At 74.0% G+C, this 22,358-nt stretch carries 20 protein-coding genes, 1 tRNA gene and 1 pseudogene; 8 read left to right on the top strand and 14 right to left on the bottom strand.

The genetic code is table 11. The features are described 5' to 3' along the window. Positions 1-47: 47 nt before the first annotated feature. From ACFW2G_RS15330 to ACFW2G_RS15285, 10 genes are read right to left on the bottom strand one after another with little or no spacing between them, the layout of a single operon-like run. Entirely contained in the window at positions 48-1,358 is a 1,311-nt protein-coding gene (locus ACFW2G_RS15330; RefSeq protein ID WP_384580825.1) for a PLP-dependent aminotransferase family protein, read from the bottom strand. Beyond that, positions 1,355-2,461: an alpha-hydroxy acid oxidase gene (locus ACFW2G_RS15325; protein ID WP_384580823.1), complete on the bottom strand. Its 1,107-nt coding sequence runs from the start codon at positions 2,459-2,461 to the stop codon at positions 1,355-1,357. The genes ACFW2G_RS15330 and ACFW2G_RS15325 overlap by 4 nt, the downstream gene beginning before the upstream one ends. Further along, positions 2,458-3,540, bottom strand: a complete 1,083-nt coding sequence (gene hppD / locus ACFW2G_RS15320; RefSeq protein WP_384447588.1) for a 4-hydroxyphenylpyruvate dioxygenase — start codon at positions 3,538-3,540, stop codon at positions 2,458-2,460. The genes ACFW2G_RS15325 and hppD overlap by 4 nt, the downstream gene beginning before the upstream one ends. After that, positions 3,537-4,355, bottom strand: a complete 819-nt coding sequence (locus ACFW2G_RS15315; protein WP_063890540.1) for a thioesterase II family protein — start codon at positions 4,353-4,355, stop codon at positions 3,537-3,539. The genes hppD and ACFW2G_RS15315 overlap by 4 nt, the downstream gene beginning before the upstream one ends. Continuing rightward, the gene (locus ACFW2G_RS15310; RefSeq protein ID WP_384447592.1) at positions 4,352-6,136 is read right to left on the bottom strand and encodes an amino acid adenylation domain-containing protein; all 1,785 of its coding nucleotides are present in this window, start codon (positions 6,134-6,136) and stop codon (positions 4,352-4,354) included. The genes ACFW2G_RS15315 and ACFW2G_RS15310 overlap by 4 nt, the downstream gene beginning before the upstream one ends. Further along, a complete protein-coding gene (locus ACFW2G_RS15305) occupies positions 6,129-7,190 on the bottom strand; it encodes a TauD/TfdA family dioxygenase (RefSeq protein WP_384580821.1) in 1,062 nt (353 codons plus the stop codon). Before ACFW2G_RS15305 ends, ACFW2G_RS15310 begins: the two co-directional genes overlap by 8 nt. Continuing rightward, positions 7,187-8,035 (bottom strand): dimethylargininase, encoded by an 849-nt coding sequence (ddaH, locus tag ACFW2G_RS15300; protein WP_384447598.1) that lies wholly within the window; start codon positions 8,033-8,035, stop codon positions 7,187-7,189. Before ddaH ends, ACFW2G_RS15305 begins: the two co-directional genes overlap by 4 nt. Before the next feature lie 4 nt (positions 8,036-8,039). Beyond that, complete coding sequence (locus tag ACFW2G_RS15295) at positions 8,040-8,252, bottom strand: MbtH family protein (RefSeq protein ID WP_384580819.1); 213 nt, start codon at positions 8,250-8,252, stop codon at positions 8,040-8,042. Between the two features lie 11 nt (positions 8,253-8,263). Continuing rightward, positions 8,264-8,584, bottom strand: a complete 321-nt coding sequence (locus ACFW2G_RS15290) for a hypothetical protein (protein ID WP_384580817.1) — start codon at positions 8,582-8,584, stop codon at positions 8,264-8,266. A gap of 9 nt (positions 8,585-8,593) precedes the next feature. After that, positions 8,594-8,803, bottom strand: a complete 210-nt coding sequence (locus tag ACFW2G_RS15285; protein ID WP_384580815.1) for a hypothetical protein — start codon at positions 8,801-8,803, stop codon at positions 8,594-8,596. A 250-nt stretch (positions 8,804-9,053) separates the two neighbouring features. Here ACFW2G_RS15285 and ACFW2G_RS15280 point away from each other — a divergent pair, with 250 nt between their 5' ends. Both ACFW2G_RS15280 and ACFW2G_RS15275 read left to right on the top strand, forming a co-directional pair. Beyond that, positions 9,054-10,031 (top strand): helix-turn-helix domain-containing protein, encoded by a 978-nt coding sequence (locus tag ACFW2G_RS15280; RefSeq protein WP_384580813.1) that lies wholly within the window; start codon positions 9,054-9,056, stop codon positions 10,029-10,031. A gap of 180 nt (positions 10,032-10,211) precedes the next feature. Beyond that, a complete protein-coding gene (locus tag ACFW2G_RS15275) occupies positions 10,212-13,289 on the top strand; it encodes a BTAD domain-containing putative transcriptional regulator (protein WP_384447610.1) in 3,078 nt (1,025 codons plus the stop codon). Here the strand turns inward: ACFW2G_RS15275 and ACFW2G_RS15270 are convergent. Beyond that, positions 13,273-13,464 carry a hypothetical protein gene (locus ACFW2G_RS15270; RefSeq protein ID WP_037916094.1) on the bottom strand — a complete coding sequence of 64 codons (192 nt, stop codon included), beginning with the start codon at positions 13,462-13,464 and terminating at the stop codon, positions 13,273-13,275. The two genes, ACFW2G_RS15275 and ACFW2G_RS15270, sit on opposite strands and share 17 nt — an antisense overlap. A 717-nt stretch (positions 13,465-14,181) precedes the next feature. Here ACFW2G_RS15270 and ACFW2G_RS15265 point away from each other — a divergent pair. From ACFW2G_RS15265 to ACFW2G_RS15240, 6 genes are all read left to right on the top strand, one after another. Further along, positions 14,182-16,164: an ATP-binding protein gene (locus ACFW2G_RS15265; RefSeq protein WP_384580811.1), complete on the top strand. Its 1,983-nt coding sequence runs from the start codon at positions 14,182-14,184 to the stop codon at positions 16,162-16,164. An 86-nt stretch (positions 16,165-16,250) separates the two neighbouring features. Beyond that, positions 16,251-16,673, top strand: coding sequence for a roadblock/LC7 domain-containing protein (locus ACFW2G_RS15260; RefSeq protein ID WP_384447684.1), 423 nt, complete (start codon positions 16,251-16,253; stop codon positions 16,671-16,673). Continuing rightward, complete coding sequence (locus tag ACFW2G_RS15255) at positions 16,670-17,101, top strand: DUF742 domain-containing protein (RefSeq protein WP_384447616.1); 432 nt, start codon at positions 16,670-16,672, stop codon at positions 17,099-17,101. Before ACFW2G_RS15260 ends, ACFW2G_RS15255 begins: the two co-directional genes overlap by 4 nt. Further along, positions 17,079-17,723, top strand: coding sequence for an ATP/GTP-binding protein (locus ACFW2G_RS15250; protein ID WP_384580923.1), 645 nt, complete (start codon positions 17,079-17,081; stop codon positions 17,721-17,723). Before ACFW2G_RS15255 ends, ACFW2G_RS15250 begins: the two co-directional genes overlap by 23 nt. Continuing rightward, the gene (locus tag ACFW2G_RS15245; protein WP_384447619.1) at positions 17,723-18,268 is read left to right on the top strand and encodes a GAF domain-containing protein; all 546 of its coding nucleotides are present in this window, start codon (positions 17,723-17,725) and stop codon (positions 18,266-18,268) included. The genes ACFW2G_RS15250 and ACFW2G_RS15245 overlap by 1 nt, the downstream gene beginning before the upstream one ends. A gap of 158 nt (positions 18,269-18,426) precedes the next feature. Further along, positions 18,427-18,503, top strand: a tRNA-Pro gene (locus tag ACFW2G_RS15240). A gap of 28 nt (positions 18,504-18,531) precedes the next feature. Here the strand turns inward: ACFW2G_RS15240 and ACFW2G_RS15235 are convergent. The 3 genes and pseudogenes from ACFW2G_RS15235 to ACFW2G_RS15225 form a co-directional block, all read right to left on the bottom strand. Further along, entirely contained in the window at positions 18,532-19,932 is a 1,401-nt protein-coding gene (locus ACFW2G_RS15235) for a tyrosine-type recombinase/integrase (RefSeq protein ID WP_384580809.1), read from the bottom strand. Positions 19,933-20,564: 632 nt separating this feature from the next. Then, positions 20,565-20,871 (bottom strand): annotated as a pseudogene (locus ACFW2G_RS15230) (hypothetical protein); the annotation flags it as partial. 442 nt (positions 20,872-21,313) lie between these two features. After that, complete coding sequence (locus ACFW2G_RS15225) at positions 21,314-22,132, bottom strand: TetR/AcrR family transcriptional regulator (protein ID WP_384580807.1); 819 nt, start codon at positions 22,130-22,132, stop codon at positions 21,314-21,316. Positions 22,133-22,358: the final 226 nt, after the last annotated feature.

Genomic DNA, 22,358 nt, shown 5'->3' with positions numbered 1-22,358 from the left:
GGGTGGGTGCGGGGAGGGCAGGGAGGGGTGCGGGCGGGGCGAGGGGCTCAGTCACGCGATGCCGCGCCCTGCTCGTCGACCAGCGCCGCCAGCCGGTCGAGCCCGTCCTCGATCACGGCGGGATCCAAGGAGCTGCACGAAAGCCGCAGTTGGCGCCGGGCCCGCTCGTGGTCGCTGAAGTGGCGCATCGGCGTGAAGAGCACCCCGTGCCGGACGGCGGCCTCCTCGACCAGGGCGTCCGTCACCTCGAACGGCACGTCGAGAACGACGAAGAAGCCGCCCGCGGGGGCGATCCACCACACCCCGGGCACCCCGGCGAACCGCTGGTGCAGCCCGTCCAGCAGGGCGCGCAGGTTGCGCCGGTAGACCTCGATCTGGCGGCGGTTGGCCTCCAACAGGCTGCCGTCGTGCTCCAGCAGCATGCCGCCGACCAGCGCCTGCGTCACCGGCGGGGTGTTGACGGTCAGCATGCTCTTGGCCCGGGCCAGCTCGTCGGCCAGCAGCGCCGGGCCGCCCGCCCCGGTCACCCGCTGGTCCGCGACGGCGAAGCCCACCCGGGCGCCGGGGAAGCAGGTCTTGGCCAGCGAGCCCAGGTAGACGACCCGCTGCCCGGTGTCGAGGGCCTTCAACGTCGGAGGCCGGGAGCCGACCGTCATCCGGAAGTACCCGTACGGGTTGTCCTCCAGCAGCAGTATGTCCTCCTGCTCGGCGACCTCCAGCAGCGCGCGGCGCGACTGTGTCCCCAGGGAGTGGCCGCTCGGGTTGGAGAAGTCCGGTACCAGGTACAGCGCCCGGGGCCGCTCCCCGGCCGCGCGGACCTCGCGGATCCGCTCGCGTACCTGCTCCGGACGCACCCCGCGGGGGCCCTCGGGCACCGACCGCACCGGGAGGTCCAGTAGCCGGGCCGCGCCGGTCAGCCCGACGTACGTCGGGTCCAGGGCCAGCACCACGTCCCGCGGGCCGGCCTTCAGGGCACGCAGCACGAGCCACAGCGCCTCCTGCGCGCCCACCGTGACCAGGACGGCCTCCGGGGCGCAGACGATGCCCTCGTCCCGTTCGAGGTGATGGGCGATCAGCTCGTGCACGACGCCCTTGGTGCGGCCGTACTGGAACAGCTCCCGCCGCACCCCGGCCGCGTCGTAGCCCTTGTCCGAGGTGAGGTGCTGGATGTACGTGTCGAGGTAACGGTGCAGGTCGGACGGGTCGAAGAAGTCCTCCGTCGGCCGCCCGGGGGCGAAGGAGACCGCCTCGGGGAACCGTCCCGCGATCTCGTTGAGGAAGGTCATGGACAGCAGTGCGGGGTCCGCGAGGGACGCGTGCAGATCGGCCCGGTCCAGGGCCACGGCAGCGGGGGTCACCGGCCCGCCCCCAGCGCCGTCAGCCAGGGGGCGTCGGCGGGGGTGCCGCAGCCCGACAGCTCCATGGCGGAGCGCAGTTCGGCAGCCACCAGCTCCAGCACCCGGGACACGCCCGCCGCGCCGTCCGCAGCCAGACCCCACAGGACGGGCCGGCCCAGCAGCACCCCGTCCGCGCCGAGCGCCAGGGCCTTGAGGACGTCGGTACCGCTGCGGATCCCGCTGTCCAGCAGCAGCCGGCAGGGCGGCGGGACCGCGTCCCGGACCGCGGACAGCATGTCCGCGCTGGCGACCGCGCCGTCGAGCTGGCGGCCGCCGTGGTTGGAGACGACGACGGCGTCCGCACCGGCGGCTGCCGCGGTCGCGGCGTCACCCGGATCGAGGATCCCCTTGACGATCAGGGGCAGTCCGGTCTGTTCCCGCAACCGGGCCAGGTCGTCCCAGCCCAGGGTGCGGGCGAAGGACTCGGCGGTGTGCTCCGCCACCGCGCACGTGCCGGCCCGGCGTTCGCCGGCCCGGCGGGTGGTGGCCGGGTCGAGGTGTGCGGCCGCCACGCCCGCCGGCAGGGCGAAGCCGTTGCGCAGGTCGCGCAGGCGCCGGCCCATCGAGGGGACGTCGACCGTGACCATCACCGCGGCACAGCCCGCGTGCTCGGCGCGCCGCACCAGTTCGGCGGTGAGCCCGGGGTCCCGCTGGCAGTACAGCTGGAACCAGGTGGTCCCGCCCAGCGCGGTGACCTCCTCCACCGGCACGCTGCTCAGCGTGCTCAGGGTGAACGGCACCCCGGCGGCCGCCGCCGCGCGGGCCGTGGCCAGCTCGCCCTCGGGGTGGAGCAGCCGCTGGTAGGCCATCGGCGCGACCGCCACGGGCAGGGCCGCCCGGCCGCCGGGGAGTTCGGCCGAGGTGTCGAGGGCCCCGGAACCCGACAGGACGCGGGGGACGAGGCGGATCCGGTCCAGGGCGGCCCGGTTGGCGGCCATGGTCAGCTCCTCGCCGCTGCCGCCCGCGATGAAGTCCCAGACCTCCGGCGGCAGGGCCCGGCGGGCGGGACCGGCGAAGTCCGCCAGCCGGACCGGGACCGGAGCGGTGTCGTGTCCGGCGCTCACCGCAGGACCTCTGTGGCGCCCAGCCGCTCGGCCTCGACGGCCTCGTACAGGGCCTTGATGTTGCCGTTGCCGAAGGTGCGGGCGCCGAACCGCTCGATCACCTCGTGGAAGAGGGTGCGGCGCGGATGGGTGGAGCGGGTGAAGATCTGGAAGAGCTGCCCGTCGTGGTCCTCGTCGACCAGGACGCTGGTGCGCTGGAGCTCCTGCGTGGAGTGCCGGGTCAGGTCGAGCCGGTCCGCGAGCATCGTGTAGTACGTGTCGGGGACGCTCAGGAACGTCACGCCGCGCTCGCGCAGCGCCCCGACCGCCCGGACCACGTCCCGGGAGGCGAAGGCGATGTGCTGGACCCCCGCGCCGCCGTGCTCGGCCAGGAACCGGTCGATCTGGCCCGGCTCCCGGGAGGTGTCGGGCTCGATCAGGGTCAGCGTGACCTCGCCGGAGGCGCTCTGCACCACCTTGGAGTCCATGGCCTGCGCGCCGACCCGGATGAGCTCCTGGAAGATCATGCGGAAGCCGAGGACGCGGGTGTAGAACTCCACGGTCCTGGTGAGTTCCCCGGCGGGCAGGCAGACCGCGAAGTGGTCCAACTCCTCCAGGAGTTCGCCCGCCGGGTCCGCTTCGGCGGCGTCCGGCAGCGGGGTGAAGCCCGGGGGCAGCCCGGCCGGGTCCGGCTCGACGAGGGTGTGCACGACGTCGCCGAAGCCGGCCAGCACGGCCCGGGTGCGGCCGTCGGAGTGCCGGCGCGGCACGGCCAGCGGGACCGCGCCGCGGGAGACCGCCTCGTCGAAGACGGCGGTCACGTCGGGCACGCTCAGCGCGATGTCGGCGACGCCGTCGCCGTGGGCCAGGACGTAGGCGGCGCCCGGGTGGTGCGGCGAGCGGGCCTGGGTCAGGACGAGGGAGATCCGGCCCTGGCGCAGGAGCAGGGACTCCGCGTCGGCGGACTCGGCGCGGGCGACCGCGCGGAAGCCGAAGCGGCCGGTCATCTCGGCGGCCGCCGACGCGAGGTCGGCGACGTAGGACTCGACGTGGCTGATGCCGAAGGCGGGGGAGAAGGTCATGGAGCTGCCGTTCTTCATGGGGCCGCCGTCCCTCGCGGGGCGGCGGACGTGGGGAGGACGGGGGTGGGGGCCGCAGCGGCCCCGGTCGTCAGGGAATCGATCCGAGCGGGCAGGTCCCGCCACACCTCCGGGGTGTAGAAGTGGCCGCCGGGCAGGACGTCGTGGCGGAACGGTCCGTCGGTCAGCGCCGCCCAACGTGGCGCCACGTCCTCGCCGATGACCGGGTCCGCGTCCCCGGAGAACACCTGGAGCGGGACAGCGGTCCGGGCGCCGGGGGTGTGGGTGAAGGTGTCCCGGGCGGCCAGGTCGGCCCGCATCAGCTCCACGGCCATCTCGGTCAGCTCGGGCTCGTCGAGGACGTGCCCGGGCAGCAGGCCGTGGGCGCGCATCCAGCCGAGCAACTCGTCGTCGTGCTGACCCCGGTCCAGGAACCGGTCCCGGTCGGTGACGCCGCGGTCCGGGGCGTTGCAGGCGGAGACGACCAGGGCGCGCGGCGCGGGCGCACCCGCGGCCGCGAGCCGTACGGTGACGTCGAAGGCCATCCAGCCGCCCATGCTGTGCCCGAACAGGATGTACGGGCCCTGCCCGGCCACCGCCGCGACCCCGGCGGCGGCGTCCGTCGCGAGCTCGTCCCAGGTCCGGGCGAACTCCTCGGCGAACCGCCCCTCCCGCCCCGGATAGCAGACGGCCACCAGGCCGGCGCCGTCCGGCAGGGCCGGGATCCAGTCGTGGAAGGTGGCGGTGCCGCCGCCACAGAAGCCGAGGCAGACCAGGGTGGGCGCGCCCTCCGCGGCCTCCTTCAGACGCACCGCGGTGGTGTCGAGGACGCTCACGCGAGCTCCCCGGCGGCGAGGGCGTGCACCGACCGCGCGTGCCGGGCCAGCTCTGCGAGGACGGGGAAGCGGTAGACGTCCGTGGTCCGCAGCGCGATCCCGGCGTTCTTCTTCAGCCGGGACACCACGCGCAGCGCCAGCAGCGAATGGCCGCCGAGCGCGAAGAAGTTCGCGTCCGCGTCGACGCCGTCCCGGCCGAGGACCTCGGCCCACACGCCCGCGATCAGCTCCTCCAGCGGGCCCTCGGGGGCGCGCCCGGAGGATTCCGACGCGGCCGCGGCGGCCGTCGGCAGCGGCGGCAGCGCCTCGGTGTCCACCTTGCCGTTCGGCGTCAGCGGGAGCGCGTCGAGCATGACGAGGACGGACGGGACGAAGTACGCGGGCAGGGCGGCCTCGCAGTGCCGGCGCAGCTCGGCGTCGGTCGCCCGGGCCCCGGGCGCCGGGACCCAGTACGCCGCGAGCAGGGTGTCGCCGTCCGGCCCGGTCCGGGCCACGGCGACGGCCGCCGCCACCGCCGCGTGGTCGCGCAGCCGGTCCTCCAGCTCGCCCGGCTCCACCCGGAAGCCGCGGACCTTGAGCTGCCGGTCGGTGCGGCGCAGGAACTCCAGGCCGGCGTCGGCCCGTCGGCGCACCAGGTCGCCCGTGCGGTACATCCGGCTGCCGTCGGCGGCGAAGGGGTCCGCGACGAACCGCGACGCGGTCAGGCCGGGCCGGCCGACGTAGCCGACGGCCACGCTGGGACCCGACAGGTAGAGCTCGCCGGTGGCGGCCGGCCGCAGCCGCTCGTCGAGGACGTGGGCGCGGACCCCGGGCAGCGGCTCGCCCAGGCGCGGGTCGTCGCCGGTGATCCGGGTCGCGGTGGCGTCGACGGTGCACTCGGTGGGGCCGTACAGGTTCCAGCCCTCCACGGTCGGGTCCTCGGCCAGCGCCCGCCACATCGGCGTCGGCACCGGCTCGCCGCCCAGCAGCAGCCGCAGCGGACGCCCGGGCCGCAGCCGCGGGCCGGTCAGCTGCCAGTGCGAGGGCGTGCAGTCGAGGTCGGTCACGCCGTGCGCGTCCAGCAGCGCGTCCAGCCGGGCAGGCTCCGTGCGGTCCTCGTCGTCCAGGACGACCAGGGTGTCCCCGCGGCACACACGGACCCACTGCTGCACGGACGCGTCGAAGGACAGGCTGGCGTTCCAGGCGACCACGCGGTGGCCGGACGGGTAGACGCCCCGCTCCTCCAGCCCCGCCACGAGGGCGGCGACGCTGCCGTGCGTGACCTCCACGCCCTTGGGCAGGCCGCTGGAGCCCGAGGTGTGGATGACGTAGGCGGCGGTGGCCGGGTGCCCGGCCCGGCCGGACGGCAGCGCGTCGGCCGGCACGACCGTGCCCGTGTCCGCCGGGTTCGCCGGGTCCGCCGCGGCCGTCTCCGGGTCCAGGACCGGCAGGCCCCCGGCCCACACGGCCCCGGCCCTCGCAACCACCGCACGCAGCCCGGCGTCGGCCGCAATGTGCGCGAGCCGCTCCCCGGGGTACGCCGGGTCCAGCGGGACGTAGGCCGCGCCGGCCCGCCACACCGCCAGCGGGACCGCGGCCCAACCCGTGCCGCGGGGCAGGCTCACGCCCACCCGGTCGCCCGGGCGGACACCGAACGCGCGCAGCGCCGCCGCCAGGCGGGCCGTGCGTCCGGCCAGCTCCTCGAAGGTCAGGGAACCGTCCGCGGCGTGCACCGCGGCCCGGTCGGGGAAGCACCGGACGGTCTCCATGAACCGCTCCACCAGGTTCAGAGGCTCAGCCACGGGACACCTCCGCCACGGTTCCGGCGCACGGGGCGACGGTCGGGGCGCAGTCCGCCACCGCAACCGGGTCGCCCATGGCGACGACGATCCGCCGGTCGCCGCGGAAGGGGTCGCGGCCGTGCGCGGTCAGGACGTTGTCGACGATCAGCAGGTCCCCCGGCTGCCAGGCACGGCGTACGGTGGCCCCCTCGTAGGCGGCGTTGACGGCCGCCAGTTCCGCCTCGGTCAGCGGGACGCCGTCGCCCAGACCCGTGTCGAAGGGCAGCCCGTCTTGGCCGAGCTCGTCCAGCAGGACCTCACGCAGCTCCTCGTCCAGCGAGAAGCGGTTCCAGAACGCCATGTGGTTGAACCACACCTCGTCGCCGGTCCGCGGGTGGCGGACGATGCCCGGGCGCACCTGGCTGGTGCGCAGCGTGCCCGCGTCGTCGAAGGCGCAGGCGATGGCGTTCTCGGCGCAGTACGCCTCGACCTCCTCGCGGGCGCCGGCCCCGAAGGCGGATTGCCAGGCGACCGAGAGGTGCTCCGAGTAGGTGCGGGTCAGGACCCAGCCGGCGGAGCGCATCCGCTCGACCAGCGCGGCGGGGACCGAGCGCAACACCGCGCGGCAGTCGGTGACGGGGGTCGCGCCGCCCTCCTCGGGGGCGGTCAGGCAGCCGAAGAGCAGCAGGCCGGGGAAGGTCAGCGTGTAGCTGTTCTCATTGTGCGGACGGATCGCCTGCGCGGCGGGCAGGTCGGTGGAGGAGAAGACGCCCGAGCCGAAGTCGCTGCGGGGCGTGGCCTTCTCGCGGTACGGGGTGGCCCGGCGGACCAGTTCGTCGCGGACGACGGCGAAGTCGTCCACGCTGCGGACCGGCAGCCCGCTCACGTACACGGCGCCGAACCGGTCCAGTCCGGCGCGCAGTTCGGTACGGTGCTCGGCGAGCCAGTCCCGAGCTGCGGCCGCGTCGGTCAGCCCGGGGGCGCGGACGGTGGCCGGGGCGCCGGGCTCGATGAGCCAGTCGAGGACGCCGGCGAAGGGGACGGCCCCGGCGGCTGCGGTGGGGTGCGGGCTCATGCGGCACCGCCCGCGGTCGGCGCCGGCGCGGCGTGACGGAGCTCCAGGGTGCAGCACTTGACGCTGCCGCCGCCCTTGAACAGCTCGGACAGGTCGACGCCGATCGGCGTGAAGCCGCGCTCGGCCAGCCGGTCGGCGAGCCCGCGGGCGGCCTCGGCGAGCAGCACGTTGCGCCCGTCGGAGAGCGCGTTCAGACCGAAGGCCTCGGCGTCCTCCTCCGTGGCCAGCAGCGCGTCCGGGTACAGCGCGCGCAGCACCGCCCGCGACTCGGCGGAGAAGGCACCGGGGAAGTACATGATCTCGTCGTCGTCGAGCACGGCGAGGGCGGTGTCCAGGTGGTAGAAGCGCGGGTCGACCAGGGTCAGGCCCACCACCGGGGCGCCGAGCACGCGCTCGGCCTCGGCGTGCGAACCCGGGTCGGTGCGGAAGCCGGTGCCCGCCAGGATCCGGGACCCGGCGACCAGGTAGTCGCCTTCGCCCTCGTTGACGTGCTCCGGGGCGACCACCTCGGCGTAGCCGTTGGCCTCGAACCAGGCCTGGTACGCGGGGGCTTCGGCGGCGCGCTCGGGGTGGCGGAAGCGGGCCATCAGGACGCGGTCGCCGAGCACGGTGGCACCGTTGGCCGAGTAGACCATGTCGGGCAGCCCCGGGAGCGGGTCGATCAGCTCGACCGTGTGCCCGAGCTCCTGGTAGAGGGCGTACAGCCGCTCCCACTGCAGGACGGCCAGGTCGGTGTCGGTCGGCTTGGCCGGGTCCATCCAGGGGTTGATGCGGTAGTCGACGGTGAAGTGGGACGGGCGGCACATCAGGTAGTGCCGGGGACGTGCGGTGCGCTGGACGGTCACGGGCTCAGACCTCCCCGAGCGCAGCGACCAGCGAGGCCGGGCGCAGATCGGTCCAGGTCACCTCGATGTGGTCCAGGCAGTCCTGGCGACCGGCCGGGCCGTGGGTGGCCGTCCAGCCGGCGGGCACCTTGATCGAGGCGGGCCACAGGGAGTGCTGGTTCTCCTGGTTGACGAGGACGAAGTAGCTGGCTTCGTCGTCCTCGAAGGGGTTGGTCACGGGTGCTCCTGTCAGGTGGTGGTGGGCGGTATCGCGCCGGGACGCGCGAGTCCGGTGGGTCCGGCGGCGAGGTGCCAGCCGTGGAAGGGGGAGGGGGGCGTCAGCGCGCGGCGGCAGATGGCCAGGGCGGCCTCCGCGGCGGTCGTCCCGGGCGTGGCCACGGTGAAGAGTCCGAGGTCCACGCCGTGCGGACCGCTCCGCACGCTGATGTGCTCCAGTCGCTCCGCCGGGCGGGCCGCGCCCCACAGCAGGCGGAGCAGGCGGCCGTCGTCCGCGGGACCGGGACCGGGCCCAGTCACGGGCGGTACGAGGGAGACGAGGGTCAGCTCCACGCGACCGGGTCAGTCCCAGATGAGGCCCCGGGCGACCGCGCCCGGGGCGGCCGGGAGCTGTTGCGGGGCCGCCTGGACGGTGCCGGCCCCGGCCCCGGCCGCGACCGCACCCGCCGGTCCGCCGACGGTGAGCACGAGCGCGGCGTGGACGACGGCCGCGGCGAGCGCCACGGCGGCGGTGCGGACCGGACGGACGGCGGTGTGGACGCGAGAGGTCATGGAGGTGCCCTTATGGGGAGTGGGGAAGAGGTGCCGAGCGGCACGTCTCCATCCTGACCAGGGTGTTGACCTGTGGGAACGGGTTCAGGGGTGGCGGAAACGGCCAGGACGCTTTGTGACTGCGGCCCCCGCGGGCAGCCGGATCGAACCGCGTGGACGCGCGTGGAGGGCCCGTCTATGTCGCGTAGATGTCCGGTGGGCAGGCTGGTCGCAGATCGACGGGGGCGACCGCAAGCGAAGAGGGGGAACGATGTCCGCGGGGCTCGGCCTGGAGGAACTCGACCAGACGGTGTACGAGGAGATGCTCGCCCGGCCCGAACTGGGCCTGGCCGAATTGGCCGCCCGGCTCGGGGTGGAGCCCGACCGGGTCCGCGACTGCCTCGACCGGCTGTTCGCGCTGCGCCTGGTCCAGGCGTCCTTCGAGACGCCCGGCCGCTTCACCGCCGTCGACCCGGTCTTCGGGATGCAGCGGCTCCTGGACCAGCAGCACGAGGAACTGATGACCCGGCACCGGCAGGCCGCCGGCCACCAGCAGGCCCTGGTCCGGCTCCTCGCGGGCACCGGCTCCGGTGGTCGCCCGGCCGAGGGCGTCGAGCGGCTGGCCGGACTCGACGCCGTGCAGCGGCGGTTGGAGCGCCTGGCACTGGAGGCCAGGACCGAGGTGCTGACCCTCATGCCGGGCGGCCCCCAGTCCCCGGCCGCACTGGAGGCCGCCGAACGCAACGACGCCCTGGTGCTCGCCCGCGGGGTCGTGATCCGCACCATCGGGCTCGACCTCGTCCGGGAGGACCCGGGCACGCTGCGTTACAGCCGGGCGCTGCTCGCCGGCGGTGGGGCCTTCCGTACGGTCGCCGCGTTGCCGACCCGGATGGTGCTGGTCGACCGGACCCACGCCCTGCTGCCCATGGACCCGGCGGACAGCCGTCGGGGTGCGCTGTTCCTCTCCGCGCCCGGCGTGATCGCGCCGCTGGTCGCGCTCTTCGAGCGGGAGTGGGGCGCGGCCGTGCCGCTGGGCGCGGATCCGTCGGAGGCGCGGTACGTACCCACTGAGCAGGAGCGATCACTGCTGGGCCTGCTGGCCGAGGGGCACACCGACGAATCCGCCGCCGGACAGCTGCACATCTCGGCCCGTACCGCGCGGCGGATCATGGCCTCGCTGATCGAACGGCTGGGCGCGCGCAGTCGTTTCGAGGCCGGGCTGCGCGCGGCCCGCCTCGGCTGGGTGTGACCCGGAACCGGTCACTCCGAACCGCCGTGCGGACCCGGCCGGGCCGCCGCCGCGCCTGCGCGACCCATTCCGATGGCATGGTCATGTGAACCGCTTAGGATGACGCTCCGTACATCGGCGGGCCAGTACGACTGGAGACCGACCGCCGGGTGGAGCTGTGCGCGTGCACAGGGGGAACTCGTGGAATTCTTCGTGCTCGGATCCGTGGGGATGTCCCACGGGGGACCGGCGCTCACTTGCGGACCGCCGCAGCAGCAGGCGGCCCTCGCCGTCCTGGCGCTCCGGGCGGGCCATGTCGTGCCGCTGCACGAACTGACCGCCGCGGTATGGGGCGAGTCCGCTCCGGACTCCGCGGTGATGATCCTGCGGACCTACGTCTGGCGGCTGCGCAAGCTCCTGGAGAAGACCGGCGCCCAGGTCCTGGAGTCCGCGAACGACGGCTACCGGCTCGCCGTACCGCCGGGCTCGGTCGACGCCGTACGGGCCGAGGAGCTGGCCGCGAAGGCCGCGCGCGCCCACGCGGCCGGGGAGCCGGAGCGCTGCGCCGAAGCCCTGACCGAGGCCGGGGCCCTGTGGCGGGGCGAGCCGCTGGCCGGGGTGCCGGGGCCGTTCGCCGAGAGCCAGCGCTCACGCCTGGCGGAGCTGCGGCTGCACCTGTTGGAGGAGCGCCTCGGGACGGACCTGCTCCTCGGGCGGCACGAGCGGGCCGTCCCCGAGCTCACCGCCCTCATCCGCGACGAACCGCTGCGGGAGCGTCCGTACGGGCTCCTGATGCGCGCGCTGTACGCCGCGGGGCGGCAGGGCGACGCCCTCGCCGTCTTCGGCCGGGCCCGCGAGGTGCTGGCCGACGAACTCGGCCTGGACCCGGGCCCCGAGCTCCGCTCCCTGCACGCCCGCGTCCTGGCGGGAGACCCGGCTCTGCTGCCTGCCGCCGCGACCCGGGCCGCCGGACCCGAGGCGCGGCGCGGGCCGGCGGCCGCCGTGCCCACCGGTGTGCCCGGGGCCTTCGCGCCTCCGCGAGTCCCCGAGCAGTCGGGTGCCGGCCAAGCCCGGGTCGACGCCGGGCCACCGAGCGGGGGCGCCGAAACGTCCTACGCCGAACCGGGGCGGGCCGGGTACCTCCGGCCCGCCCAACTGCCGGCCGACATAGCCGACTTCTGCGGCCGGACCGCTGAACTCGCGGTCCTCGCCGACGCCCTGGGCGACCCGGCCCGCACTGCCCTGGCCGTCGCCGCCGTGAGCGGGATGGGCGGCATCGGCAAGAGCGCCCTGGCCCTGCGGGTCGCGCACCACGTCAAGGACGCCTACCCCGACGGCCAGCTCTACGCCGACCTCCGCGGGACCGGCAGCGACCCCGCCGACCCCGGCACCGTCCTGGCCAGCCTGCTCGGAAGCCTCGGCGTGCCCCGCCGCGAGGTGCCGCCCTCGACGGAGGACCGCGCCCGGCTCTTCCGCACCGTCATGGACGGCCGCCGACTGCTCCTGCTGCTCGACGACGCCCGGGACATCTCCCAGGTCAAACCGCTGCTCCCGGGTGCCGCCGGCTGCGCCGTGGTCGTCACCAGCCGGGCCCGCCTGGGCGGGCTGCTGTCGGGACGCCACGTCCAGCTCGCGGAGTTCACGCCGGAGGAGGCGCTCGGGCTGCTGAGGCAGATCGTCGGCGCCGACCGGGTGGACCGGGAGGAGGAGGCCTCGGCCGCGCTGGTCGCGGCCTGCGCCCGGCTGCCGCTGGCGGTCCGCATCGTCGCCGCCCGCCTCGCCGCCCGGCCCGGATGGACCGTCGCGCACCTGCTGGCGCGGCTCGCCGAAGAGCGGCGGCGGCTGACCGAGCTGCGGGCCGACGACCTGGCCGTCGCGGCGGTCTTCGAGCTGGGCCACCGCCAGCTGACCGGGCCCCAGGCCGGCGTGTTCCGCCGGCTCGCCCCCGTTTCCAGACCCGGGATCGGGCTCGCCGCGGCGGCCGCGGCCCTGGACCTGGCCGAGCCGGATGCCGAAGAGCTGCTCGAAGCCCTGGTGGACGCCGCCCTGCTCGAATCACCGGAGCCGGGCCGCTACCGCCACCACGAGCTGGGCCGGGACTTCGCGCTCAACCTGCCCACCCCGGCCGGTGAGGCCGGCCCGCCGGTGCAGCACCGCCTCCTGCACCACCTGCTGGGCATGGCGGCCGAGGCCTTCCAGCGGATGATCCCCGGGGACCCGGTCCACCGCTCGATCGTCGCGGCGGCGGCCGAACCGGGGGCGGGGCGGCTCGCGGACCTGACCGAGGCCCGCGCCTGGGTCGTCGCGGAGTTCGACTGCGCGCTGCACACCGTCCAGCTGGTGGTGCGGCGGCCGGACGCCGCGGACCCGGAGGAGCTGACGATGGCCGCCGACCTGCTGGTCGCGCTCAGCTCGTTCGGGCAGGACATCCCGTACGCGCGGATCACGCAGACCGCCGCCGAACTGGCCCGGGCCGCGACCCTGCGCGGCAACGACCGCGCGGCCGGCCGCGCCCACTTCCTCACCGGGAACGCGGCGCTCCAGGCCACCGACCTGGGCCGGGCCCGGGCAGCCGCCGAGCTGGCCGTACGGGCCTGCCGCCGGGCGGGCGACCGGGCGATCCTGCAGCAGGCGTACAACGACCTCGGGGTGATCGCCCAGTTCGAGCACCGCTTCGGCGAGGCCTCCGCGTGCTTCGACGAGGCACTCGTCCTGGCGCGGGAGCAGGGCCACCGCTCGGGCGCCCTGACGATCACCCTCAACGCCGCCCTGGCCCGCGTCCGCGGTGGCCGGGCGGCCGAGGCGCTGCCCGCCTGCGAGGAGGCCCTGCAGGCGCTGCGGGAGATGGCCGACGACCACGGGGTCGCCCACGCGCTGTGCGTGCGCGGACAGGCCCTGCACGAGCTCGGCCGGCTGGACGAGGCGCTGGCCGCGTACGGGGAGTGCCGCGACCTGTGCGACGCGGCCCGGATCCCGGGTCAGCGGGCACAGGCCGACTACCGCAGCGCCCGGACGCTGAGCGACCTGGGCCGGACCGGGGAGGCGCTGGAGGCCTCCGCCCGGGCCGTGGCCCATCTGCGCACGGTGCCGGGCCGGGGCCGGGACCGCGGCTACGCCCTGCTGATCCACGCCCGGGTCTGCCTGGCAGCGGGCCGGCGCGAGGAGGGGCTGCGGTACGCGACCGAGGCGTGGGAGGTCTTCGAGCGGTCAGGCCTCCCGGAGGCCGCGGAGGCCCGCACCCTGCTGGAGCCGCGCGCGGCGGTCACGCCTTGCTGTTGAACTCGTTGTGATCCAGGCGCGGTCGGGGGATGGTGGCGTCGTCGGCCGAGACGCTCGTGCTGCGGTCCGCCGTGAGGGCGGGGGCTCCGGCGGTGGCACCGACGGCGAGCAGAGCCAGGAGCACGGCGGGGACGGCGAGGGCCAGACGGCGCGTGACGGTGCGGGTGTGCGGCACGGTGGATCCTGTCTGTTCGTCCAGGTGCCGTGTGCGGCCCCTGGCTGGCTTGCGGGTTGTTCTGCCGAGGAGGCTCGCAGCCGTCCATCTACGTTTCATATACGCCGCCGACGGCCGCCTGCCGTGGCGGCGGACCGTCCTCCGACGTGCAGTCGGACACCGCTGATCGACACGGCCCGTACCGGTGTCGCCCTGCTGGAGCGCCTCGGCGGTGAGGGGCGTGAGCCGGGCTCGGGGGCGGCGCCCCGAGCCTTTGGGCGAGCCGGCCGGGTGGCGGCCGTTCGTCACCGGGCGGACGGCGGGCGCACCCGCGCAGCTGTCCGCGCAAGGGCCTGCGGCCGTGCACCCCGCACCAGGCGGGCGGCGCGGCGCCGACGGTGTCCCGCGTGGCGTCGCCGGTGGTGAGCGGGCGGGCGAGGCCGGAGTCCGTCGGGTCGCAGCGGGCGCGCCGGCCCGGACACGGGTACCGCCCCCGCCCGGGCCGGCGCCGCAGCCGGCGTCCGCGTGCGCCCGCAGGGGCGCCGCGGGGCGCCCGCAGCGGCCTGACCGGCGCATTAGGGCTGCTGTACGAGCGCTCCACCGGGAGCGGGAAGCACCCCCGGGAAGTTCGCCAACTGGCGGTCCGCGGCGGGATGGCGGGGTCTAGCGTGGGTATTCGGTGATCAACACCGGGCCCCGGGAACGCTGGGGGCCGGGCCCCACGTACCGAGGACGCCGATGTCCGGACCCCGCGCCGCCCGCCACGCCCCGTCGAGACATGCCGCCCCCGGTCCCGGCCGGCAGATACGTCCCCAGCTGGTACGTGCCGCCCTCCTGCCCACCCTCGCCGCCGCGCTCAGCGGCGCCGCCGCGGTGATCTTCACCCTCCAGCTCGGTGGCGGGGCCGGCGAGCGTGACGCCCGGCTCTGGCCGGTGCTCACGGGCTGCGGCCTGCTCACGATCGGCGCCCTCGCCGCCGCCCTGCTCGGCGCGCAGCGCGCGGCCAAGGCCGTACGGGACCGGTGCGAAGCGCTGCGCCGCTCCAGTGTGCGCGGCCGCCAGGAACTGAGGGCGGCCGCCGACCGGCTGGAGCGGGGCGAGGCGGCGCCGCGACCGGTCCGGGGCGGGCCGAACGCACCGCTCACCGGGGGCGACCCGGCCGGGGTGGACGAGTTCTGGCTGCTCTCCCAGGAACTGCGCGGCGCCCGGGAACAGGCCCACACGGCCCTGGTACGGCTGGCCGGTCCCGTCACCCCGTCCGACAGCGACCGCAAGGTCGAGGTCTTCGTCAACCTCGCGCGCCGGCTCCAGTCCCTCGTGCACCGCGAGATCTCGCTGCTGGACGGCCTGGAGGACACGGTCGAGGACCCGGACCTGCTCAGGGAGCTCTTCCACGTCGACCACCTCGCCACCCGGATCCGCCGCCACGCCGAGAACCTCGCCGTGCTCGGAGGCGCCGCCTCCCGCCGCCAGTGGACCCGGCCGATCGACCTGAGCGAGGTGCTCCGCTCCTCGGTCGCCGAGGTCGAGCAGTACACGCGGGTCAAGGTCGTGCCGCCGGCGGGCGGCACCGTACGCGGACACGCCGTCGCCGACGTCGTGCACCTGCTGGCCGAACTCGTCGAGAACGCCACGGTGTTCTCCGCCCCCGACACCGATGTGGTGCTGCGCGCCGAGCGGGTCACCGCCGGGATCGCAGTCGAGGTGGAAGACCGGGGACTGGGCATGCCGGCCGAGGAACAGCAGCGGATGAACGCCCTGCTCGGGGATCCCGACCAGGTCAGCGTCCGGAGCCTGCTCGCGGACGGGCGGATCGGCCTGTACGTCGTCGCGGCGCTGGCCCGCCGGCACGGGATCGCCGTCGAGCTCAAGTCGAACATCTACGGCGGCGTCCTGGCGGTGCTGGTGCTGCCGCAGGAGCTGCTGGGCGCGGCCGAGCCCGCCGACGCGGCCGGGGGCTCGCGGGTGACGCCGCCGCTGGAGCCGGCGCGGATGCCGCTGCCCCGTCGCGCGGAGCAGGCCGTCCCGGCTCCCCGCTCCGAACCCCGCCCTTCGGAGCCCGCCGCCCCGACCGCGACTGCTGCCGCACCGCCGGCCTGGTCACAGCCCGGGCCCGTCACCGGACGGGAGCCCGGGGCGGCGGCGGGACCCGTGCCGCAGGCGCCGGCCGCAGCCGACCGGGAGCCCGCCCCCGCGGCGGACGTGCGGTCGGCTCCCGCCGGTGGGCCGCCGGGTGCTCCCGGCACCGGCTCGGCGACGACGCGGCCGGCCGAGGCGCGGACTCCGGCGGACCGTGTGGCGGCGCCCGGCACCGCGACAGCTGCGTGGGGCGTGTCCCAGCCCCCGTCCGCGTCCCGGCCGGGCACCGGGTCGGTGCCTGCGGTCGAGCGGCCGGGTGCGCCGGTGATGGATGCGGGGAACGCGTCCGACACCGGGCCCGGGGCGGGGCCCGGACCGGAGGCGCCGACGGCAGTCGGCCGCCCGGATGCCCGGCCCGCAGTCCCGGCCCAGCCCGGCGGCCCGGACGTACGGGGCGCCGGGGCCGCGGGCGAGCGGCCGGAGTTGCCGCGGCGCCGAGCCCAGCAGCACCTCGCGCCCCAGCTGCGCCTCGCCCCGGACCCGCGGTGCCCCGCGGACGCAGGGCAGCCCGTACCCGATCCCGGCCTCATGGCCGCCTTCCGGCGGGGCTTCGGCCTGGGGCAGTCGGAGAACCAGGCATGACCCCCACCCCCAGCACCCCCACCCCCACCCCCAGCACCCCCACCCCCAGCACCCCCGGCAAGGAGCGCACCACCATGGGCGGCGAAATGGCGACCGAGACCGGCAGCCGGCTCTCGGACCTCGAATGGCTGCTCAGCGGCCTGGTCCAACGCGTGCCGTACACCCGCAGCGCCGTACTCCTCACCGCCGATGGGCTCGTGACCTGTGTGCACGGCCTGGACCACGACAGCGCCGACCATCTCGCGGCCCTGGCCTGTGGCCTCTACTCACTCGGCCGCAGTGCCGGCGCACGCTTCAGCGACGGGGCAGGGGTGCGGCAGGTCGTCGTCGAGCTCGATACCGCGCTCCTCTTCGTCTCCGCAGCCGGGTCCGGTACCTGCCTGGCCGTCCTCGCCGACCGCGAAGCCGACGCCGGTGTCCTCGGCTACGAGATGGCGATGCTGGTCAAGAGCGTCCGTCCCTACCTCGCGGCCGAGCCCCGGCGGCCCGCCGCGAACGCGGAGCGATGAGGGCCCACGGCAGGGGGGTGCACAGGGCCTGTGGCGGATACGGGAAGGGGCGGGACACACCGTGGCTCGACGACTCGGCGGGGCGGGTGGTGCGCCCGTACACCGCCAGCGGCGGCCGGACCAGACCGGGGATCGCGCTCGACCTGCTGTCGCTGATGAGCGCGACCGGCGTACGCCCGCGCGTCCCGCTCGGGCCCGAGCACACCCTCGCGCTGAGGTGGTGCGCCGGTGCCGCGGCGGTCACCGTCGCCGAGCTCGCGGGCCAGCTGCGGCTCCCCGCCGCGGTGGTCAAGGTACTGCTGTCCGATCTCATGGAATGCGGAGCCGTGACGGCGCAGCCGCCGCGGTTCCCGGGTGGAGGCACGCATGCCGCCGATGACCAGTTCCTCCTCCTGGCGGTCCTCGATGGCCTACGCCGACGGCTGTGACGCCCCCGTGACGCTGAAGGTCCTGGTCGCGGGGGGCTTCGGGGCGGGGAAGACCACCTTCGTGGGCGCGGTGAGCGAGATCGAGCCGCTGAGCACCGAGGAACTGCTCAGCGACGTCGGCATCGGCACCGACCCGCTGCACGGGGTCGAGGCCAAGGCCACGACGACCGTCGCGCTCGACTTCGGCCGGATCGCTCTGGACGGGCGTCACGTGCTCTACCTCTTCGGCATGCCCGGCCAGCACCGCTTCTGGTTCCTGTGGGAGGAACTGTGCGCGGGCGCGCTCGGCGCGGTGGTGCTCGCGGACACCCGCCGCCTCGCCGACTGCTTCCCGGCAGTGGACTTCTTCGAACGGCGCGGGATCGGCTTCATCGTCGCCGTGAACGAGTTCGACGGCTGCCACCGCTACACCCCCGACGAGGTTCGGGACGCGGTGGGCCTGGGGCCCGAGGTACCGGTCGTACCGTGCGACGCACGCCTGACCACGTCCGGGACGGTGACACTCGCCGCCCTGGTCCGCCGCCTGCTGTGCACGTCCGCAGACCGATCGCCCGCGGCGGCATCGATGACACCAGCGACGACCGCCACGACGACAGGGCCGAAAGAACCGGGGGAAACGTGATGCCCTCCTACGAACCGACCGGGCGCCTGCTGCTCACGCCCGTCGACCGGGAGGCGCCGGCGCGAGCCGTCCGCCTGCGTGAACTGGGTCTGGGGGAGCGGGTGGACCCCGAACTGGACGCCTTCGCCCGCCGTGTGGCGGACGTCCTCGCGGCCCCCTGCGCGGGGGTGAACTTCGTCGGCGAGGAGCGCCAGTTCTTCGCGGGCCTGCACCACGTGCCCGACGCCCCCGGGAGCACCTACCCGGCGCGGGTCCTGGCCCGCGATCACGGCTACTGCCCGCACGTGGTGGTACGCAGGCGCGCGCTGGTACTGGAGGACGTGCGCGACTTCGCCCGCTTCGCCTGCAACCCGGTGGTGGACGAGAGCGGGGTCCGCTCCTACCTGGGGGCGCCGCTGACCGACCGGCGCGGGATCGTCCTGGGCACGGTGTGCGTGGTGGACACGGTCCCGCGGCGGTGGGGGACGGAGGGACTCGTCGCCGCGAAGGGGCTGGCGGCGGAGCTGGTGGCCCTGCTGCACGAACGGGAGGACCGGCGCGCGTGAGCCCCGAAGCGCCTGGTCGCAGCCCATCCGGAGCCGCTCGCCGGCACCGGCCGCCCTGATCGCGCACCGGTGGCGGAAAGGCGCGCGCGACCACCCACGGAAATGCGGTATCGTTCTCATGCGCGTTCGGCCAGGGGAAACCCCAGGTCAGCGGGCATCGGGACGTGGCGCAGCTTGGTAGCGCACTTGACTGGGGGTCAAGGGGTCGCAGGTTCAAATCCTGTCGTCCCGACCAGCGTTTATGCAGGTCGGAGGCCGTTCTCTCACATGTGAGAGGACGGCCTTTTCCGTGCCCGGAATGCTGGTGGTCGCAGTGTGGTCGCACGCCCGCTTCGGGGCTGGTTCGCGATGGTGCTGAATGCGGGCGGGGCGGGGGAGCGGAGCCGGTTGAGGGCTTCGCGGAGGTGCTGGATGTGGTCGCGTGGTGGTCGCAGCCGTTCCAGCCAGGTCCGTCGGTCGTTTCGTTTCTGGGCCCGGGTGAGGGTGTGGTCGATGGTGTCGACGGCTTCGCGGGCGGCTTGTTGGGTGAGGTGGCTGTAGATGTTGGCGGTGGTCGACAGGGTGGAGTGCCGCAGGGTCTTGGAGACGACGGTAAGGGGGACGCCGGCGGTGATGGTGATCGTGGCGGCCAGGTGCCGCAGGTCGTGAACGGTCACCCGCGGTACACCGGCCTCTTTGGAGAGTTGCCGGAGCCGGTCGAGGACGGTGTGGGGTCGCAGGGGTCGGCCGTCGGGTCTGCAGAAGACAAGTCCGGTGAATGGATCGCCGGGGTCGCTGTGGCGGCGGGCCCTTGACCGGGCCCGGTGCTCGAGTGCAGTGGCAACGCGGGGTGAGAGGGCGACCCAGTTCCGACTGGTGCGGGTCTTGGGCGTGGTGATGACGAGGTGGTTGTTGTCGATCGCGGAGAGCGTGCAACGTACGTAGAGGACACGTTCGGCCAGGTGGACGTCGTCCCAGTGCAGACCGAGGGCCTCTCCTTTGCGCATGCCGGTGCCGATGAGGAATTCGAATAGGTCGGCCATGTCCGGGTCTGCCTGATGGCAGTGCTGGAGGAAGCGGATGGCCTCGTCGGCGGTCCAGATCCGGCGCTCGGGTGACGGTGGCCGGTGAAGTGCCGGGGGGCTGGCGGGGTTGTGGGCGAGGCGGTGTTGGCGGACTGCGTCACCGAGGGCGCTGGAGAGGGTGGCCAGGCAGCGGTAGAGGGTGGTCTTGCCGCGCCCGGCGTTGAGCTCGCTGGTGACGAAGGCGGCGATGTGACGGTGTCCGAGTTCGTCCAGCTTGAGGGTGCCGAAGGCGGGTGCGAGGTCGTTGTGGACGTAGTCCCGGTAACGCGCCATGGTGGTGGGCTTGAGCACGAGCGCCTTGGCGGCCAGCCAGGTAGTCAGGTAGTCGTCGACGCTCTGGTTCGGGTCGGCGTTGAATCCGCCGGCCTCGCCCTCGAGAAATCTGCGGAGTGCGGTCTCGGCTGCGTCGTGGTCGACGAAGCCGCCCCTGCGCACGGTCGTCCGGCGGTGGCGCGGTGCCGGGACGTCGACCGCGAAGGTCCACGTCCCATGGTCACCGTCAGCGAACAGGTGCGGGCAGTGTGCTCCGAATTGGTGACGGTGGGTGTCGCGGCAGCCACACCTGCGGTAGATGCGGCCGCGGCCTCCGGTGCTACGCATGGGGATCGCCTCCAGGAGGCGGAGGAAAGGTCGATACCTCCAGTCTCGTGCGACCACCTGCGACCACCACGACCCATGCGCCCCCTGCTACCTGCGCTTTCCCCTTGTCTCCGCGCCAAGGGCAGCGCCTTGACCTAGCTTCGGAGACGCCCAGCAGATTCTTCGAGTGCTGGTGGCACGGGAGCGGCACTGCCGCTGACCAGTGGAAACGTGGATGTTGGGCTGGGGTGGTCGGAGGTTGGCCCGTGAATGGCCCGGATCTTGGTCTGTGTCGACCGGGCGGCCCGCAGGATCACGGTCGGACGTTTCGCGGTTCGCCCGCTTCTGGAAGGGCAGCCTCTCCGCCGGGCAGGTGATATGCAACCCAGCCTCATCCACCGCCCTCTTCGACTGCTTTCCGATGACGCGCGTGGCGATCCTGGAGCCGGTGCGCGAGGACTCCTGACCTGGTCTTTCTCGGATTTCGTCAGGTACTCGACCTGTTTCCGGACGAGCAACACGGTGAAGGAGGGTCGGCGCCGCTGGATCTCGCCTGACCTGCAGGTTCGGTTGGGACCATCTTGGTCTCGCTCGCGTCGTCCGGGCGCGGCTTAAGTTGCTGACGCTCAGGTGACGCTGGTTCTGAAGCCTCGTCACGTCGCCCCGGCCGCGTCCACGACGCGGCGGGGCGAGGTCTTTCCTTGCTCCGCGTACTCCGAGCCCGTCAACGAGGGCCCAAGGAACGGGCTGGGAGCGCCGTGCCAGAAGATGTCCACGCTGTCCCGGGCCCTGGTGGCCGCAACGAACAGCCAGGGACCGGGCTCGCTGCACCTCGTGGCGGAAGCGCACGAGATCTCTGGAGCGCAGCTGGTTGACCGCATCGCGCGGAACCAGACCGTCTGTGACACCACCGACATGCGGGTTCGCCTTGAACTTGTGCTGGAAGTCGAAGAACGCGCCCTTGACCGTGCGGGGGAGCTTGAGGATCTCCTTGTCGGCCTTGTCGGCCTTGTCGGCCTTGTCGGCCTTGTCGAGCAGGCGCAGTGTCACGCCCGAGGTGTTCATTGCCCGTGCTCCCCGTGAGTGCGGAGGATTTCCCTGGCGTAGACGAGGTGTCCCTCGGCCAGGCCGAGCGCAGTGCAGGAGCCTGCGGCCGCCCTGCATCGTGTAGGTGAGGCGGAGGTGTCGTCGGATAACCGCATTGATCCGCTCGAGCGTCCTGAGCTGGTCATCCCAGCCTTGCGCGGCCGGCTTTTTGGCTAGCTCCCTCTTCAACTGTGAACTGCTTCTGGCTGAGCCTCGGCAGCGACGCCGGCCGGCCCGCCTTCTTGCAGATGCCGCGTGGCCCCATTGCCCCAGCGAACGACCAGCCGTCAGTCCTGACGACACCACGAGCTTCAACTCAGTAGTGGTTGCGAAGAACCACTTCTCCTCGCGGCCTCTGCACCGTGACTTGCCGCTGAGGGCCGACCTTCAGGTAGCGGCGCTTCGGGCTTGGCAGGACCCCCAGCTTGGGCAGCAAGTCAGCCATCATCTCCTCGAACAGGGCCTCGTAGTCGTCGCCGAAGACGAAGGCGAGATGGTGATTGACGGCCATGCAGATCAAGCCGTAAATCTGCCGCCAGCAGTACATCATCGCGCTGATGGCACCCAACGGAAGCCCGGGGCTGACCGCCCGCTGGTAGACGACGAGCTGGCGCCGCAGGACTTCCGACATACCCTGTTCGAATTCGCCGTCGATCAGTTCCCGCCGAACGAGCTCGACGAACAGCCCGGCGAACAATCCCCCCAGTTCACGGGAGATCGCCTGTGGGATCTCGTCCCCGGACTCGGTGGCCTCGGGGAAGCCGGCCCCCATCAGCAGGCTGAACTCGCCAGGATGCGCCACGGACCAGACGAGGACGGCATGCGTCGCGGCGTGCAGCTTGGCGCTGAGGTCGTCGGCGTCCTGGTGCTCCACGGTAGTCTGAACCGTGCTGATGAGTTCCGTGGTGATGTCTCCGTACAGTGCGCGGATCAGTCCGTGCTTGCCGTCGAAATACCGGTAGAGCGCAGCTGGCGTCACGCCCACCTTGCCAGCCACCGCCTTCACGGTGAGACCGCTCAATCCTCCGGCCGCGATGATCTCTCGCGCCGCGTCTCGGCTGTCCTGCATGAGCTGCTCACGCAGCTGGGCGCGCCGGGCGCCCCCACGGGCCTTGTGAGGCGTGCCAGTGGCCACTTCGCTACCTCCTCGCCGCTGTCCGGATGCCGTCCTGTCTTGGCCTGCCGGCCACCCTGTTCAGTGATCCACATCTGCAAGTTTCCCATAGCGCTTGTGACCTCGGCCACTAGCGGAGTAAAACACATTCACAATGTGATGGTGGTTCACCAAGCGCCTGAAATGACAGCTTCGTCAACGGAGTTCTTGCTGCCCTTGAGCAGCCAGGCCGTCCTCGGTGCCCGCG

The sequence above is a fragment of the Streptomyces sp. NPDC058880 genome (genome assembly GCF_042742535.1).
GTDB lineage: Bacteria > Actinomycetota > Actinomycetes > Streptomycetales > Streptomycetaceae > Streptomyces.
Note: the sequence above shows the minus strand (reverse complement) of the source record. Positions and strands in the feature narration are given on the sequence as shown.

Excerpts from the sequence above, each read along its gene's own strand:
- ACFW2G_RS15305 (WP_384580821.1), bottom strand. The coding sequence starts at position 7,190 with ATGAGCCCGCACCCCACCGCAGCCGCCGGGGCCGTCCCCTTCGCCGGC.
- ACFW2G_RS15280 (WP_384580813.1), top strand. The coding sequence starts at position 9,054 with ATGTCCGCGGGGCTCGGCCTGGAGGAACTCGACCAGACGGTGTACGAG.
- ACFW2G_RS15245 (WP_384447619.1), top strand. The coding sequence starts at position 17,723 with ATGCCCTCCTACGAACCGACCGGGCGCCTGCTGCTCACGCCCGTCGAC.
- hppD (WP_384447588.1), bottom strand. The coding sequence starts at position 3,540 with ATGAAGAACGGCAGCTCCATGACCTTCTCCCCCGCCTTCGGCATCAGC.
- ACFW2G_RS15250 (WP_384580923.1), top strand. The coding sequence starts at position 17,079 with ATGGCCTACGCCGACGGCTGTGACGCCCCCGTGACGCTGAAGGTCCTG.
- ACFW2G_RS15255 (WP_384447616.1), top strand. The coding sequence starts at position 16,670 with ATGAGGGCCCACGGCAGGGGGGTGCACAGGGCCTGTGGCGGATACGGG.
- ACFW2G_RS15235 (WP_384580809.1), bottom strand. The coding sequence starts at position 19,932 with ATGCGTAGCACCGGAGGCCGCGGCCGCATCTACCGCAGGTGTGGCTGC.
- ACFW2G_RS15260 (WP_384447684.1), top strand. The coding sequence starts at position 16,251 with ATGGCGACCGAGACCGGCAGCCGGCTCTCGGACCTCGAATGGCTGCTC.
- ACFW2G_RS15285 (WP_384580815.1), bottom strand. The coding sequence starts at position 8,803 with ATGACCTCTCGCGTCCACACCGCCGTCCGTCCGGTCCGCACCGCCGCC.
- ACFW2G_RS15265 (WP_384580811.1), top strand. The coding sequence starts at position 14,182 with ATGTCCGGACCCCGCGCCGCCCGCCACGCCCCGTCGAGACATGCCGCC.